The organism is Rhizobium sp. P2_G9 (assembly GCF_056403475.1).
Genome location: NZ_JBFUFK010000017.1, coordinates 88,247 through 103,752, shown reverse-complemented (window position 1 = coordinate 103,752; position 15,506 = coordinate 88,247). Strand labels below are relative to the sequence as shown.

General features: G+C 62.3%; 17 protein-coding genes. 11 read left to right on the top strand and 6 right to left on the bottom strand.

The features are described 5' to 3' along the window. The first annotated feature begins 1 nt into the window (after position 1). The 9 genes from AC1DYF_RS16565 (at position 2) to AC1DYF_RS16525 (ending at position 8,201) form a co-directional block, all read left to right on the top strand. Entirely contained in the window at positions 2–1,099 is a 1,098-nt protein-coding gene (locus tag AC1DYF_RS16565) for an ABC transporter ATP-binding protein (protein WP_477877839.1), read from the top strand. Beyond that, positions 1,092–2,096, top strand: coding sequence for an ABC transporter ATP-binding protein (locus AC1DYF_RS16560; RefSeq protein WP_477877838.1), 1,005 nt, complete (start codon positions 1,092–1,094; stop codon positions 2,094–2,096). The genes AC1DYF_RS16565 and AC1DYF_RS16560 overlap by 8 nt, the downstream gene beginning before the upstream one ends. A 66-nt stretch (positions 2,097–2,162) precedes the next feature. Next, a complete protein-coding gene (locus tag AC1DYF_RS16555; RefSeq protein WP_477877837.1) occupies positions 2,163–3,797 on the top strand; it encodes a dihydroxyacetone kinase subunit DhaK in 1,635 nt (544 codons plus the stop codon). A 31-nt stretch (positions 3,798–3,828) separates the two neighbouring features. Then, positions 3,829–4,440 carry a dihydroxyacetone kinase subunit DhaL gene (gene dhaL / locus AC1DYF_RS16550; protein WP_477877836.1) on the top strand — a complete coding sequence of 204 codons (612 nt, stop codon included), beginning with the start codon at positions 3,829–3,831 and terminating at the stop codon, positions 4,438–4,440. Beyond that, entirely contained in the window at positions 4,437–4,835 is a 399-nt protein-coding gene (gene dhaM, locus AC1DYF_RS16545) for a dihydroxyacetone kinase phosphoryl donor subunit DhaM (RefSeq protein WP_477877835.1), read from the top strand. Before dhaL ends, dhaM begins: the two co-directional genes overlap by 4 nt. Then, positions 4,835–5,173: an HPr family phosphocarrier protein gene (locus AC1DYF_RS16540; RefSeq protein ID WP_477877834.1), complete on the top strand. Its 339-nt coding sequence runs from the start codon at positions 4,835–4,837 to the stop codon at positions 5,171–5,173. The genes dhaM and AC1DYF_RS16540 overlap by 1 nt, the downstream gene beginning before the upstream one ends. Further along, positions 5,157–6,761, top strand: coding sequence for a putative PEP-binding protein (locus tag AC1DYF_RS16535; RefSeq protein ID WP_477877833.1), 1,605 nt, complete (start codon positions 5,157–5,159; stop codon positions 6,759–6,761). Before AC1DYF_RS16540 ends, AC1DYF_RS16535 begins: the two co-directional genes overlap by 17 nt. Beyond that, positions 6,751–7,164: a hypothetical protein gene (locus AC1DYF_RS16530; protein ID WP_477877832.1), complete on the top strand. Its 414-nt coding sequence runs from the start codon at positions 6,751–6,753 to the stop codon at positions 7,162–7,164. Before AC1DYF_RS16535 ends, AC1DYF_RS16530 begins: the two co-directional genes overlap by 11 nt. A 53-nt stretch (positions 7,165–7,217) precedes the next feature. Then, positions 7,218–8,201, top strand: coding sequence for a dihydroxyacetone kinase subunit DhaK (locus AC1DYF_RS16525; RefSeq protein WP_477877831.1), 984 nt, complete (start codon positions 7,218–7,220; stop codon positions 8,199–8,201). A 176-nt stretch (positions 8,202–8,377) separates the two neighbouring features. On the opposite strand, the gene AC1DYF_RS16520 is transcribed toward AC1DYF_RS16525, so the two are convergent. Next, positions 8,378–10,039, bottom strand: coding sequence for an adenylate/guanylate cyclase domain-containing protein (locus tag AC1DYF_RS16520; protein ID WP_477877830.1), 1,662 nt, complete (start codon positions 10,037–10,039; stop codon positions 8,378–8,380). Positions 10,040–10,304: 265 nt separating this feature from the next. Between AC1DYF_RS16520 and AC1DYF_RS16515 the strand changes: the two genes are divergently transcribed. Then, positions 10,305–11,012, top strand: a complete 708-nt coding sequence (locus AC1DYF_RS16515; RefSeq protein ID WP_477877829.1) for a hypothetical protein — start codon at positions 10,305–10,307, stop codon at positions 11,010–11,012. Here AC1DYF_RS16515 and AC1DYF_RS16510 read toward each other — a convergent pair whose 3' ends face one another. Both AC1DYF_RS16510 and AC1DYF_RS16505 read right to left on the bottom strand, forming a co-directional pair. Beyond that, positions 11,013–11,942: an NADP-dependent oxidoreductase gene (locus AC1DYF_RS16510; RefSeq protein ID WP_477877828.1), complete on the bottom strand. Its 930-nt coding sequence runs from the start codon at positions 11,940–11,942 to the stop codon at positions 11,013–11,015. Positions 11,943–11,987: 45 nt separating this feature from the next. Further along, a complete protein-coding gene (locus AC1DYF_RS16505; RefSeq protein WP_477877827.1) occupies positions 11,988–12,752 on the bottom strand; it encodes an HpcH/HpaI aldolase family protein in 765 nt (254 codons plus the stop codon). Between the two features lie 337 nt (positions 12,753–13,089). Here AC1DYF_RS16505 and AC1DYF_RS16500 point away from each other — a divergent pair, with 337 nt between their 5' ends. Further along, positions 13,090–13,629, top strand: coding sequence for a flavin reductase (locus AC1DYF_RS16500; RefSeq protein WP_477877826.1), 540 nt, complete (start codon positions 13,090–13,092; stop codon positions 13,627–13,629). 169 nt (positions 13,630–13,798) lie between these two features. Here the strand turns inward: AC1DYF_RS16500 and AC1DYF_RS16495 are convergent, their stop codons facing one another. The 3 genes from AC1DYF_RS16495 to AC1DYF_RS16485 form a co-directional block, all read right to left on the bottom strand. Beyond that, a complete protein-coding gene (locus AC1DYF_RS16495) occupies positions 13,799–14,317 on the bottom strand; it encodes a Dps family protein (protein WP_477877825.1) in 519 nt (172 codons plus the stop codon). Between the two features lie 135 nt (positions 14,318–14,452). Next, positions 14,453–14,872 (bottom strand): YybH family protein, encoded by a 420-nt coding sequence (locus AC1DYF_RS16490; RefSeq protein WP_477877824.1) that lies wholly within the window; start codon positions 14,870–14,872, stop codon positions 14,453–14,455. After that, positions 14,869–15,489 (bottom strand): TetR/AcrR family transcriptional regulator, encoded by a 621-nt coding sequence (locus AC1DYF_RS16485; protein WP_477877863.1) that lies wholly within the window; start codon positions 15,487–15,489, stop codon positions 14,869–14,871. The genes AC1DYF_RS16490 and AC1DYF_RS16485 overlap by 4 nt, the downstream gene beginning before the upstream one ends. Positions 15,490–15,506 lie beyond the last annotated feature (17 nt).

Sequence of the window (15,506 nt, the reverse complement as noted above, 5' to 3'; positions counted from 1 at the left end):
CATGGCGGAAATCCGGATACAGAATCTCAGGAAAGAGTTCGGCGATTTCGTCGCCGTGCAGGACTCGAGTTTCGTCGTCCATGACGGCGAGTTCCTGGCGCTGCTGGGACCGTCGGGCTGTGGCAAGACCACGACGCTGCGGATGATCGCCGGGCTCGAACTGCCGACCAGCGGTGCGATCTATCTTGGCGGCGAGGACGTGACCTTCAACCGGGCGAGTGCCCGCGACATCGCCTTTGTCTTCCAGCTGTTCGCGCTCTATCCACATATGAATGTGCGCAAGAATATCGGCTTTCCGCTGCTGTCGCAGGGTGTGCCACGGGCCGAGATCAAGGCGCGGGTGGAGGAGACGGCGCGGCTGCTGCAGATCACGCATATCCTCAACCGGTCGGTCTCAGGTCTGGCGAGCGGTGACCGGCAGCGAGTGGCACTGGGCCGCTCAATCGTTCGCCGGCCCAAATGCTTCCTGATGGACGAGCCGCTCGGTACGCTCGACGCCGAATTTCGCGACGTCATGGTCCGCGAACTGCGCGAACTGCATAACCGTATCCATGCCACGACTGTTTACGTCACCCATGACCAGTTGGAAGCCATGGCGATGGCCGACAAGATCGCGGTGATGAACCATGGCGTCATCGAACAATTCGGCACGCCGCAGGAAATCTACAATCGCCCGGCCACGATGTATGTCGCCGACTTCATCGGCTCGCCGCCGATGAATTTCATGCGCTTCCAGAGCGGCTTGCAGAAGGGCGCGCGCTCGGTTTCCGTCGCCGGGATTGCTGTCGGTGTGCCGGAAATCCATGCCGATGTCGCACCGGGCGAATTGGCGCTTGGCATCCGGCCGGAGCATATCCGCTTCTCTGATAGTTCCGCTCTGCGCGGCTCGATTTATGGCAGCGAATATCTTGGCACCAACCAGATCGTGGCGGTTGAAACGCCGACCGGGCTGGTCAAAGCCCGCCTGCCGGCCGATCGCGATTTCCGCATCGGCGAGACCGTCGGCCTCGAACTCAACACGGAAATGCTTTCGGTGTTCGACGCCAGATCCGGTCGCGCCATCCCATCTTCGCTTTATGAAGGAACGGCCCATGGCTGACGTCATTCTCAGAGGGATCACCAAGACATTCGGTGACAAGGTCGCGGTCGACAACCTCAATCTTTCGATCGCCAATGGCGAATTTGTCGTCCTGCTTGGTCCGACTGGGGCGGGCAAGACGACGACGCTGAGGCTGATCGCCGGGCTGGAGCACCCTGAGAAGGGCACGATCGGCATCGGCGGCCGGGAAATGGGTTCGCAGGCGCCGGCTGGCCGCGACGTGGCCTTCGTCTTCCAGCAATATTCGCTCTATCCGCATCTGACGGTCTACGAGAACCTGGCGTTCCCCCTGAAATCGCCGGCACGGAAGGCGACCAAGGCCGAGATCGACGCCCGCGTTCGCGACGTCGCGAAAATGGTGCGGATCGACCATAAGCTGGAAAACCGCGCCACCCGGCTCTCAGGCGGCGAGATGCAACGCGTCGCCATCGGCCGGGCCCTGGTGCGGCGGCCGGCGATTTACCTGATGGACGAACCGCTGTCGTCGCTTGACGCCAAACTGCGCGGCGAATTGCGGCTGGAGCTGAAGCGCATCCAGAAAGAGCTCGGCTCGACCATGCTCTACGTCACCCACGACCAGATCGAGGCGATGACCATGGCCGACCGGATTGGCATCCTGTCGGAAGGCAAGCTGGTGCAGATCGGCACGCCGCGCGAGATCTACACCAACCCCGCCAACCTGCATGTCGCCGCACGATTGGGCCAGCCGCATATCAACATCCTGCCGGCGGACCTTCTGCCCGGTGGCCATGTTCCGGCCGGCGCGCGGAGCGTCGGTGCCAGGAGCGAGCATCTTGAGATCGCCACCGGTGGCAATGCCAATGCCGAGATCGACTGGATCGAGCATCTGGGCGACCAGAACCATCTGCATATCAAGGTGGGTAGTCATAAGCTGGTGACATTGGCCGATCCCTATCTGCACATCCGGTCTGGGGACCGGATCAGCCTGACGCTCAAGAACCCACTCTATTTCAGCGCAGAAGGGCAGCGGCTCTGACGACATTTGCATGAACATCCGGCGTTCATCGCCGGACGAAAAAGACAAACGGACGGGAAGACTTCGATGAAGCATTTCTTCAACAGCAAGGAAAACATCGTCACGGAGGCGCTGGACGGGCTCCTGGCGACGACGCCGGAAGGCCGGCTCGCGCGCCTCGACAGCTATCCGGACATCAAGGTGATCCTGCGCGCCGACTGGGATAAGTCGCAGGTGGCGCTGGTCTCCGGCGGCGGGGCGGGGCATGAGCCGTCGCATGCCGGCTTTGTCGGGCAGGGCATGCTGACAGCGGCGGTGTCGGGCGAGATTTTTGCCTCTCCGAGCGTCGATGCGGTGCTGACGGCGATCCGGGCGGTGACCGGGCCGAAGGGCTGCCTGCTGATCGTCAAGAACTATACCGGTGACCGGCTGAATTTCGGCCTCGCCGCGGAGAAGGCTCGGGCCGAAGGCTTTGCGGTGGAAATGGTGATCGTCGCCGATGACATCGCGCTGCCGGACATCGTCCAGCCGCGCGGGGTGGCGGGCACGCTCTTCATTCACAAGATCGCCGGCTATCTCGCAGAGAAGGGTGAAGACCTCGCCGCCGTATCTATGGCGGCGCGGGCAGCGGCAGCGGACATCGTCTCGCTCGGTGTCTCGCTGTCGTCCTGCTCCATTCCCGGTCGCGATCACGAAGAGCATCTCGGACCGGAGGAAGGCGAACTCGGCCTCGGCATCCATGGTGAACCTGGTGTCGAGCGCATCGCGCTTCAGCAGGCCTCGGCGCTGGTGGCGACAATGGCGGAGCGGCTGTCGGCAAGGCTTTCACCGGATGGTGACTATGCTTTACTGATCAACAATCTCGGTGCGGTGCCGCCGCTGGAATTGAGCCTGATCGCCCATGTCGTGCTGGCCTCGTCGCTGGCGGCTCGGGTGAAACTGATCATCGGCCCGGCGCCACTGATGACGGCGCTCAACATGAACGGCTTTTCGCTGTCGCTGATCAAGCTTGATGCGGCGCGGAGCAAGGCGCTGCAAGCAGCCGTGGCACCACGCGCCTGGATACCGGCGACGGAGAAGCATGCGATCCAGGTCATTGCCGCACCGAAGGCGCCGGCCGATGCGATGCATGCGGCGAGCAGCCATGCCGTAACGGAGACCTTCCTGTTGAAGGTCTGTGATTTCCTCGTCGCGCAGGAAGCCGAACTCAATCGGCTCGACGCCCGCGCCGGCGATGGTGATACCGGCTCGACGGTGGCGACGGGTGCCCGGTCAGTGCAGGCGAAGCTCGGCAGCCTGCCGCTTGCGGATACTGCGGCAACGCTTGGCTCCATTGGCGCTATCCTCGGGACCAGCATGGGCGGATCGAGTGGCGTGTTGCTGTCGATCTTCTTCACCGCCGCCGGCAAGGCTTTGCAGGAAAAGGCTGATTTGCCGTCTGCTCTGCTTGCGGGGTTGGACCGGATGGTCTTCTATGGCGGGGCGATGCCGGGTGCGCGTACCATGATCGATGCGCTCGATCCGGGGCTCCGCGCTTTGGCGGGTGACGGCATCGCCGTGGCGGCCAAAGCCGCGCGGGCCGGTGCGGAGGCGACGAAGGCGATGACCAAGGCGAAAGCGGGCCGTGCCTCCTATGTCAGCGAGAGCAATCTGGCGGGCATTGCCGATCCGGGCGCTGTGGCCGTCGCCGGTGTGTTCGAGGTGGCGGCCGGAATTGCCTGAGGGGATGGAAACCGGGATCGGGGAGGGGAACGTGCATCTCGACAGCGTGCATATTTCCGGTCTGATACGGATCTGCCGCGAGGAAATCGCGCGCCGGTCCGACGAACTTTCCCGGCTCGATAGCGCCATCGGCGATGGCGACCACGGCACCAACATGCTGCGCGGCTTCGAGGCTCTGGTCGCGGCCTGTCCGGAACTGGCTGGCTATCCGCTGCCCGAAGCGCTGGAAAAAATCGGCATGACGCTGGTGATGAGCATAGGCGGTGCCGCCGGGCCGCTCTATGGCACGCTGATGATCGAGCTTGGCCGGGCGCTTGCCGCCGACGAAGGTCAGGATTTTGGCTCGGCGCTGGAGAAGGCGATCGCCGCCGTGGCGCGACGTGGCCGCTCCGGCCCGGGCGATAAGACGCTGCTCGACGTGCTTTACCCCGTCCATGCCGAGGTGGTAAGCCGTGCCGCACTGAGCGGGATTGCCGCGCGCGCCGAGACGGCGGCCTGGGCGACGAAGGCCATGCTGGCACGGCGCGGGCGGGCGTCCTTTCTCGGCGAGCGGTCGATCGGCCATGTCGATCCGGGTGCGTTCAGCTGTGCCCGGCTCACCGTGGCCATATGCGAATATCTCAGGGAGTATCATCTGCAATGACCGCGCCAGCCGCCAATGTCGGGATCGTCATCGTGTCGCATTCGCCGCTGGTAGCGAAAGGGACTGCCGACATGGTGCGGCAGATGGTTGGCGATTGCGTGCCGCTCGCCTGGTCGGGCGGCAATCCGGAAGGTGGGCTTGGCACCGATACGGCAGGCATCCTGGCCGCGATCCAGGCGGCCTGGTCGGATGCCGGCGTTGCCGTCTTTGTCGATCTCGGCGGTGCGGAGACCAATAGCGAAATGGCGATCGAGATGCTCGGCCATCCGCGTTCTTCGCGCGTCACCATCTGCAATGCGCCGCTGGTCGAGGGTTCGGTGATCGCGGCAGCCGAAGCGTCGGGCGGCGCCTCATTGGCCAAAGTCGTAGCCACGGCTGAAGAGTTGTCGCCCTGATGACCGGTTCGAGCGAGCGGCAAAATCTGGAGCGGTCGGCGACCCGGTGGCAGGCGGAGATCGAAGTCACGCACCGGATTGGCCTGCATGCCCGCCCTGCCGTCACCTTCACGCGGCTCGCCAAGAGTTTTCCCTGCCACATCGAGGTCGAGGTCAATGGCAGCGGCGTCTGGCTGAACGGCAAGAGCATCGTCAAGATCATGGGCGCAAAGATCCGGCGCGGCGCGCGGCTGAAGATTCGGGCCGAGGGCATGCGGGCCGAAGAGGCGATCGAGGCGTTGAGGGGCCTGGTCGCGCGCAATTTCGATGAGGAAAAGAAGCATGGCCGCCCCACATGAGGTCGAAGGGCAGGCGGCTTCCGCCGGCATTGCCTGCGGCCCGGCGCATATAGCCGTCGACCGGGCGGAGCCGTATCCAGCCCAGGTCAGCGTCGCTATCGAGCGGCAGAATCTCACGGCTGCCGTCGGCGTGGCGATTGCCGAACTCGAAGCGCTGATCAGCCGTTCGGATGTCGAGAGTGCGGAAATCCTCGACTTTCAGATCGAAATGCTGCTCGACGAAGAAATCCTCGAACTGGCAATGCTACGCGTCGCCGCCGGCGACAGTGCGGCGCTCGCCTGGGCGGGTGGGCTCGATGCTTATATCGCCGATATCGAATCTTCCGGCGACGACGTGTTTTCGGCGCGCGCCGCCGATGTTGTCGATATCAAGAACCGGGTTCTGGCCGTGCTGACCGGTCGGCCGGTGGCTGATTTTCCGCAAGGGACGATCTTCGTTGCCCGGGATATCGCGCCCAGCCTGTTTCTCGCCCATGACTGGACCAAGGGCGGCGGCGTGGCGCTGACTGGTGGTAGCGCGGCCAGCCATGTGGCGCTGCTCGCCCGGGCGAAATCGGTGCCGATGGCGGTTGGGTTGCGCGGATTGTCGGCGGAGCAGGGCGAAACGATCCTGCTTGATGGCACGACGGGCCGTGCGGTCGTCAATCCGAGCGCCGACGCCGTGCCGATCGCGCCACCTGCTCAGGCCGATGCCGACTATGCTGCCCCTGCCGGCGGTGCTTTGCGCACGGCCGATGGCGCGTCTATCGGCCTCTGGCTCAATGTCAATGACATAGCCGATATCGACTGCTTTGATCCGGCGGCGGTGAACGGCATCGGCTTGGTGCGCACGGAATTCATGATGTCGACACCGGCCGATGTGATCGACGAAGAGCGGCAATGCGAAGCCTATCGCCGGATTCTCGACTGGGCTGGTGAAAAGCCGGTGACGATCCGCATGTTCGACCTCGGCGGCGACAAGGCGATGCGCGGTCTTGGTGGTGCGGAGGATACCTCTTTCCTCGGTGTCCGTGGCACGCGCTTGCTGCTGGCACGACCGGAAGTGGCCCGTACACAGGCCCGGGCGCTGATGCGCGCCGGCGCGGCCGGGAACCTCCGTGCCATGCTGCCCATGGTGACGGTGCCGTCGGAACTCCAGGCAATGCGCGCGATCTTCGACGAGGAGGCCGCCAATCTCGGCCGTCGCGGCATGGCCTATGGAATTCCGCCTGTTGGCATCATGGTCGAGGTGCCGGCGGCGGCGTTGACGCTCGATCTTTTCGGCGAGGCGGCCTTCTTCTCCTTCGGCACCAATGATCTGGCGCAATACCTTGCCGCCGCCGCGCGCGACAATCCGCTCGTGGCCCCCTTGCATGGGGAAGCAAGCGAGGCGCTGTTCCGGCTGCTGAGACTTGCTGTCTCTGCGGCCGGTGACATGGGTATTCCAGTCAGCGTTTGCGGCGATATCGCTGGAGATGCGAATTTTTCGGCGCGGCTGCTCGCCTGTGGTTTTAGGAATTTCTCGATGGCGTCTGCGCGCCTGGTTCCGATAAGCCTGGAGATCGCGGGGCTCAACGCGAATGGGAGTGAGGGCAAGAATGGCGCGTGAGACGGCCGACGACGATGCGATCATCGTCTACAAGACCATGCTGTCGGGCATTATCGACAACCGTCCGTCCGGCACGCGGCAGCGGCTGGCGACGGCGCTCGGCAAGCATCGCAGCTTCGTTACCCAGGTCACCAGCCCGGCCTATGCGACACCTTTGCCCTCACGGCATCTCGAAACCATCTTTCGCGTTTGCCATTTCAGCCCCGCCGAACAAGAGCGCTTCCTTGAAGCCTACCAGCTTGCCCATCCCGGTAAGCTGCCCGACCTGCGCGGCAGCGATGGAAGCCGCCAGTTGACGTTGACGGTGCCTGACCTTGGCGACGAGAAGAAGAACCGCAAGTTCGACGAAGCGGTCGCAGAATTCATCCAGAAGATCGCCGCGTTGACGTCGGGCGAGGAGTAGCGGGAGTTGATGGCGGAGGAGGCGCGCTCTAAGATATCCGCGGGGAGAGCCGAATGAAGAAATTCATCAACGCGGTGGAGAACATGGTGGCGGAAAGCCTGGATGGCTTTGTGCGCGCCCATGAGCGCCAGCTCGTATTCGGCCGCGACCGCAAATTCATCCGCCGCGGCGATCTTGTTTCCGGCAAAGTCGCGATCATTTCCGGCGGCGGTGCCGGGCATGAACCGCTGCATGTCGGCTTCGTCGGTCCCGGCATGCTCGATGCGGCTTGTACCGGCCATATCTTCACCTCGCCGACGCCGGACCAGATCGTCGCGGCGATCGAGGAGATGGATACCGGTGCCGGCTGCCTTCTGATCGTCAAGAACTATGACGGCGACGTGATGAATTTCGAGATGGCGGCCGAAATGGCGGCCGCGCGCCACGCCATCGAAATGGTGGTGGTCAGGGACGATGTCGCCCATGGCAGCCGCAGTCAGGGGCGCCGCGGTGTGGCCGGCACGCTGATCGTCGAGAAACTGATCGGCGCCGCTGCCGAGAACAGCGCCGGGCTAGGGGCGCTCAAAGCCTTGGGCGATGGGCTTGATGCCCGCATTCGCAGCATGGGTGTGGCGCTACGCGGTGTGGCAGTGCCCAATACACGTCGCGAGACTTTCGTGCTCGGCGAGAATGAAATGGAGGTCGGTGTCGGCATTCATGGTGAACCAGGCCGGGCGCGCGAGCCGTTCAGCAGCGCCACGGAGATCGTTGCCTCGCTTTGCCGGACGATCCTTGCGGATTTCGGCACCATCCCGGACGGCAATCCGCTGCTGTTCATCAACGGCTTCGGCGGCACGCCATCGTCGGAACTCTATCTTGCCTATGGTATTGCGCGACGTCATTTCGAAGCTGAAAACATCGTCGTCGCGCGCTCTCTTGTGGGCACCTATGTGACATCATTGGATATGGCGGGGCTTTCCGTGACGCTCGCGATTCTGAGCGACGCGGAGCTGACGCTCTGGGATCAGAGCGTGTCGACGCCTGCGCTTTGCTGGTGATTGCTAGAGCGCTTTGCGTTCTGATGAAATCAGAACCGCGCTCTACATCTTTGTTTTTGCGCATGTCGTTATCCTGAAACCGGTTCCCACTTTCAGGCGACATGCTCCAAGCCTACGAAGATTTTTCCAGTGTCGCAGTCTTTGGCCTGGCAGTAGGGTGTTGCAGGCGTTGGCAGTCAAGCACTGACCTTGAGGAAACGCTCGATATCAGCCGCATGCGGGATCATAAGCGTCTCCAGCGTGGCGGAACGGCCGCGGATCACCAATTCCTGGCTTGCGTCCTCGGAGAACCACAGGCCGGCGGTTTCGGCGATACGGGCGGAGACCGCCAGTTCGACATCGTGCTGTTTGGCAAGGCCTTCCAGCCGGCTTGCCGTGTTGATCGTATCGCCGACCGCCGTCAGTGCGCTGGCCTTGCCATAGCCGATGCGGCCGATGATCGCCGGGCCGCCATGCAGGCCCATGGCGATCCTGAGCGGCGCATCGAGTTCGCCCTGAAAAGACTCGTTCAACGTTTTCATTCCTGTCGCGAGCCGCACGGTGGCAGTGAGCGCTTGCCGGCAGGCTTCGTCGAAATCCGTGGCCAGCCCGAACAGCGAGATGGCGCCATCGCCGATGAACTTGTCGACCACGCCGCCATTGGCCTCCACGGCTTCTCCCACCATGGCGAAGTAGCGGTTGAGCAGGAAGACGACATCATAAGGCAGCTTCTGTTCGGCAAGCCGGGTGAAGCCGCGCAGGTCGCAGAACAGTGCCACCACCTGCCGCTCCTGGCCGCTCGAAGCACCAGTCTCGGGCTGCAGCAAGTTGGCCTGGGCAAGGGCAGCGGCATCGAGCAGCGGCGCTATGGTGACATCGCGGYGGGGGTGGAGCTGGCAGGCAAGCCGCACGTCGCGCGGCGCACGGATCTTGGCGAGCGTGGCGCGTTCCCGCTCTCCCGGTGGCGGCAGGTCTTCCAGGCCTTCGAGGATTCGGACGCGGCAGGTCGAACAACGTCCGCGCCCGCCACAGACCGAGACATGCGGAATGCCGGCGGCGCGGCTCGCTTCGAGCACGCTGAAGCCCGGATTGACGGTGATGGAGCGGCCCCCCTGGTAGCGGACCTGGACACGGCCCACCTGCGGCAGCACCTTGGCCAGCAGCGTGCCGAAGATCGTCGCGAACAGTCCGGCGAAAATCAGCACGCGGGCATTGCCGAGGATGGCCGGGTCGCGCATATAGCGGCCAGGTTCCGGCGGCAGGGACGACACTTCCCGGGCCGCATTGACAAAGCCCATCAGCGCCAGAACGGGGACCACGACGGCGAACACGAGCAGGAATGGCGCCCAGCGAGGGAACCAGCCGCGGCCCCTCAGCCAGAACCAGAAGCCGAGGCAGCCATGCGTCCAGACGACAATTGCGGCGGTGATTTGAAGTGTGGCGGAGAAAGCGGAAGACCAGAGGGCCCGCAGCACTTCCGGATAGCTCTTGTCATAGCCGGTCATCATATATTCGACGCGCGTGCCGACGACATGGCCGAGAATCAGGAAGGGCACGGAAAGGCCGAAGATGATCTTGACCAGTTCTCCCGTCGGCATCGACAGGCTGTGCCGGCGGTGGACGGCATCGAGTGCCAGAAGAAAGTGGACGAGAAGCGCGCCGTAGAGCAGTGTCGTGCCCAGCCAGCTGCGCCAGAAGAGATTGAAGACGTGGCGTCCCGCCTCCATCGCATCGACGGAAATCAGGCCGAGGCTGTGATTGAGGAAATGCGTGACGATGAAACTCGCCAGCACAAGCCCGGAGGCGATGTGCGCTTTCCCTTTCGTGCGGGAGTTGATGATGCCCACGTGTTTGGCCACGGCTCCGATTCTTTCAGACATACTCTTCTATCGCGCAATTCGCTCTTCAATTCATAATGATAGTTATGTGAGCGATGGGTGAACAAGATGGCGATCGCGACCATAGTGTCGCGTCGGAGTGAACGATGGCGCCGGCCATGTCGATTGACAAATTGCTTTAAGCTTGAAACTAATGTGGAGCAAGCAGCGACGTTGTTGCGAGACGGCGCAGAACCTCCATGCGCCAATCTATGAAACTGATTCAGAATGTGTGGTTAAGACGCTGATGCCCTTCGCTTATTTCCTGTCTTTCGAGAATCGTCCAGGCCAGTTGATGCACCTGGCAGACAGCGCGTTGCCCCAGCTCAGGACGCTGCTCGCTTCTGTCCCCGGCCTTGAGCGGGCGTTGATTTTTACGCCGGAAACCACCCGCGACAGATTCATCGATGATGGTCCGCCGCCGCCGCTGTCGCTGCAATTGTATTTCGCCGAATTGCCGGTTCTGGAGGCTGCGGTCACTGCAGGAGGGCCGCTGCAGGCTCTGGTCGGTCCCGGTCTGCTCGGCGAGGTCGGCGAGGCGGAAATCCGTCAGCAGGTTTTCTATGTCAGGCCTTTCCCGGTCGATGATCCCATCGTCAAGCCGGGGCCGTCAGGCGTGCCCTGCAGTTTTGTCGTGCACTATCCCGGTCCTGCCGCGGACATCAATCTGTGGCTTTCGAACTATATCGCCAGTCATCCGCCAGTCATGCGTCGCTTTCCCGGCATCCGTGCCATCGAAATTCTCACGCGTGTCGACTGGTGCGGCAGCCTGCCTTGGCCGCGTGCCAATCATATGCAGCGCAATCGCGTGATGTTCGACAGCGCGGATGCACTGACGGCTGCGCTCGCATCGCCGGCGCGGCTGGAATTGCGAGCCGATTTCGAGAAATTCCCACCCTACGAGGGCGGCAATCTTCACTATCCGATGGCGACGGATGAAGTTCGGCCGGGCTGATTAGATGGTCAGGACAAGTCGACCGCGCGTGACATTCCCCGACTGGATCAGCCGATGTGCCTCGGCGGCCTCGGAAAGTGGCATAGTCGATGACACCTGCGGTGTGAATGCGCCCGCCGACATCATTTCGATCACCCTCTTGATCATCAGCGGATTGTCGCCGGGACCTTTGTAGCCAAGCATGACGGTGACACCGAATTCGGCACCACGATCGACGATCGGCAGGGCGTTCAGGTATATGAGGCGACCGCCGCGCTTCATGACGGGATAAGAGCGGTCATGGACCTCGCCGCCGATCAGGTCGAAGACGATGTCGATGTCCCGGAGCATGCCGAAATCCTCGCCGTCATAAGCGACGGCTCGGTCTGCTCCGAGCGAGAGCACGTAGTCCTTATTGGATGCGCGGCAGGTTGCTATCACCTCGGCACCGGCATGATGGCAAAGCTGCACCAATATGCCGCCGACTGCCCCAGCCCCACCATGGACCAGAATCTGTTCGCCGGCTCTCACCGCCGCTATATCGAAACAGACGGTGGCGTTGATGCCGGCATTCAAGCCTGCCGCTACCTGCACAGGCGTGAGGTTGGCCGGACGAAGTGCGACGCCGCTGCGGGGCAGGGCGATCTTTTCGACATAGGTGCCCTTCTGCGCCGCGCCGGCGAGCACGCAGACTTGGTCGCCCGGTTTCAGATCAATGATACCAGGACCGACCGCCTCGACCGTGCCTGTGCCTTCACGACCGGGGATCGCCGGGAATGTCGTCTTGAAATGATCCTGTAACAGGCCCTGGCGGAGCTTGCAGTCGAAGGGCGCGACACAGGCCGCCTCCAATCGCACCAGTACCTCGCCTTCGCCTGCGACAGGATCGGGAATGTCGACATATTCGAGGACTTCCGGTCCGCCGAACGATCTGTAAAGCACTTCCTTCATTTCTGAAATATCCCGAATGGATCGCTGCGGAGAACCATTTTTCGCTTACGCCTTGGTCTTGTTGCGCGCGGCCTGCACGCCGGCTGCGACACCGGCACCGAGGAACATCGTATCGCTGGCGAGAATAAAGAGCGTAATCCCCGATTTCGCCCATCTGTCGATATCGTCCGGCGACGGGCGGAAAATGCCGGCGCGCCTGTTTGTCTTACGGCTCGCCGAAGCGATTGTTTCGATGGCGGCATTCAGCCTTTCGGCTTTGGCCGGCCCCATCGCGTCGATCGAGACAGAGAGGTCGCCGGGGCCGATGAAGATCAGGTCGACACCATCCACGGCGGCGATTGCATCGATATTGCCAAGGCCTTCGGCGGTTTCCACCTGGATAGCCAGTAGCAGGCTGTCATTGGCCGAGGCAAGGTAGTCCGGTATGCGATAGCCGTAACCTGCCGCACGCCCGGGGCCGACGCCGCGCGCGCCGAGTGGTGGATAACGCGTGGCCTGGACCGCCGCCGCCGCTTGTGCTGCCGTCGAAACGCGCGGCACGAGGACGCCGGCGGCGCCTGAATCGAGCGCTGCGGCGATTGCTTCCGGCGCATGGCCCGGCACCCGAACGATCGCCGGCACGTGATGGATATCGGCGGCACGGACGAGATCTTCGATCCGCTCGCGGGAAATCTGCGCATGTTCCCAGTCGATGCAAAGGAAATCGACGCCAGATGCAGCCGTGACCTCGATCGCAACTGGATGCGGGATGGCGGCGAATGTGCCGATCAATGGTTCGCCGTTCAGGCATCTTTGGCGCAGATTGTGCATGGGATTTCTCGGTAGCGGGGGTCTGGTTGGGTCGCTCGAAGCAGGGCGATGCATGAAAGTTTAAACATGAAATATATCCGCGGGCAAGCGAATGAGAGCGTCGCCCTGCGCGCTCTTCATTCGTATCACAGCGTCGAATTGCTCGCGAAGTAATTCGAAACTTATAAATTTGAAGCTTGAAATAATAATCGTATTATGTACCTTCGATGCAGTTATGATGAATACGGTCCGCATAAGCGAATGTGAGACAGGGCTCTTCGGCTCTTCGGCTCTTCGGCTCTTCGGCTCTCCCGCTTTGCGCTCGCGGCATTTGTCGATCGCCAGAAGGAGGCGCGCCATGGCCGCCGCAGCGTTCAGTCAAACCAGGCCGGTTTCCGAAGAGGTGGGTCCGCAGGATTTCCGCAACGCCATGGCACATCTCGGTGCTGCCGTGCATGTGATCACCACCGATGGGCCGGCAGGGCCGGGTGGCTTTACGGCCTCGGCTGTCACCAGCGTCACCGATACGCCGCCGACGCTTCTGGTCTGTGTCAATCGCAACGTTTCCTCGCTTGGCGCCATGCTGGAAAACGGCGTGCTCTGCGTCAACACGCTCGGCACGAGGCATCGCGATGTGTCGCGTGTCTTCAGTGCCAAGGTGCCGATGGCCGAGCGGTTCGCGGCAGCGCATTGGCAGAAGGGCGCGACCGGCGCGCCGGTATTGGCTGACGCCGTGGTAGCCTTCGATTGCCGGATTTCCCGATCGGTCGATGTCGGCACGCATATAGTACTGTTCTGCGATGTCGTGGCGCTGCCGGAAAGTGGCGGCGACGAGGCGCTGATCTATTTCCGCCGGACCTATCACCGCCTCGGCAGCCATTCGCATATCAACGACTGATCATTTCATCTTCGGCGGCTGATCGCTGCAGTCGTTCGAAACGAAATTACGGAAATCAGTGCTCGGTTGTTGCCTGATCTTGCGCTTTCCGGCGCGGGTTATGCGCGCTTCGCAAGCGATGTGCAGTACAAGGCGTCCGCCCAGCGGACGCCGGAAGTGCTGCCGCGCGCTACTCCGCGTGGCGGGTGCTTTCGAACAGGAACCAGGCGCGGCGCTCGGCCTCGTCGATCCAGACCTCGATCATGCTGGTCGTGGCATAGTCGCTATGTTCGGAGGTCAGCTCATGGGCCTCCTTGAGGCTCTCCACCAGCTGCTTGTTGTCACTGTGCAGTTCGGCCAGCATGTCGAGCGGGGTGACGAACGGTGCATCGTTGTCGAGGATGCGCTGGGTCTTGGCGATCTGGCCGATCGAGCGCAGGGTCGTGCCGCCGATCTTGCGGGCGCGTTCGGCAATGTCGTCGGTGATGGCGAAGATCTGCTCGGCCTGTTCGTCGAGCATCAGGTGATAGTCGCGGAAATGCGGGCCGGACATGTGCCAGTGGAAATTCTTGGTCTTGAGATAGAGCGCAAACACATCGGCGAGCAGTGCGGTCAGCGCTGCGGAAATGTCGGTGACGGCGTTGGAGGGCAGGGTGGACGGCGTATTGAGAGGAGCCTTGCGGCGATCTTCGGCGGCTTTGCGATCCATGGCGGGAACTCCTGTTGATCGGTGCGGTTCGTTATCTCACGCGAAGCGCCGACAACCTACTACACGTAGGTATGGGTCTGTATGACAAATGCGTCGGCGATCTGCAAAATGCGCTAGCCGTCCTGTTCGTTCCGTTCAGTTGGTCAATGGCGAAAGATGCTCGTGAAAGGCCAGCCACCGGCCATCGGCTTCGCGCCGGAACGCGATCGTCTCGCGCTCGATATTGGTGATCGCCTCACCGGCAAGAGAGACATCGGTGGCGACCGTGTGGATGAAGATGGCGACATCGCCGACCAGTTGAACCATGCGGCCAGACGAGCGGCAGCCGAGCACGCGGAAAGCATCGCGCCTCTCCCAGACTTGCCATTCCGCTTCATATTCGGCGCGGGTTTTCAGAGTCCGATCAAGGTTATGGAAGACGAAGCTCGCATCTTCGGTGAAGGCCGAGAAATAGCCCTTTGTGTCATGATTTCCGAAAGCAGCAACGAGTTCGTCCGCTGCCGACAGAACGTTCTGTTCCTCGGTATCCATCCATTCCTCTCTCGATATTGTCATTTCGGGCTGCTGATCAGCGTGGCGAGGGGCCGGTTCTGGCGTTCGACGTCATTCTTCAGCGTTTCGAGCGGCATCGTTTCGTCGCGGACGAATTCCGTGAACATCATGTTGAGATTGTTGAAGAACATGCAGCCCACTGCATGTGCGTCGATGCCGGTCTTGACGCAGCCCTTGAGCTGCAGCTTCTGCACCAGCGTCGTCACCTGAGCGCAAAGCGCCCGGTCGAGCGCCGTATAGCGCTTGGAAAACGGTGTTTCCGGCTGCTGGATGGAGATCGCCATCGCCGTGCGCCACATCTCCTTGCTGAGATAATAGAGCGAGTGGTCGTAATATTGATTGATTAGTTTTTCCAGGGCGCCGAGCACATCCAGCGGCGGGTCGGTGACGATGGCTTCACCGGCTTCCAGCACTTCCTCGACTTCCATGGTGACGGTGGCGAGCAGGATGTCGCCCTTGTTCTGGTAGTAATTATAAAATGTGCCGACCGAAACCTCGGCGCGTTCGGCAATGTCCTCGATGCGCGCGGCATCATAGCCGGCCTCGCGGAAAAGGGCCGCGGCGGCCTCCAAAATACGCCTGTTCTTGTCGGCCTTCTGTCTTTCGCGAAGTCCCGCCACCCGTTGTTTCCTCATTC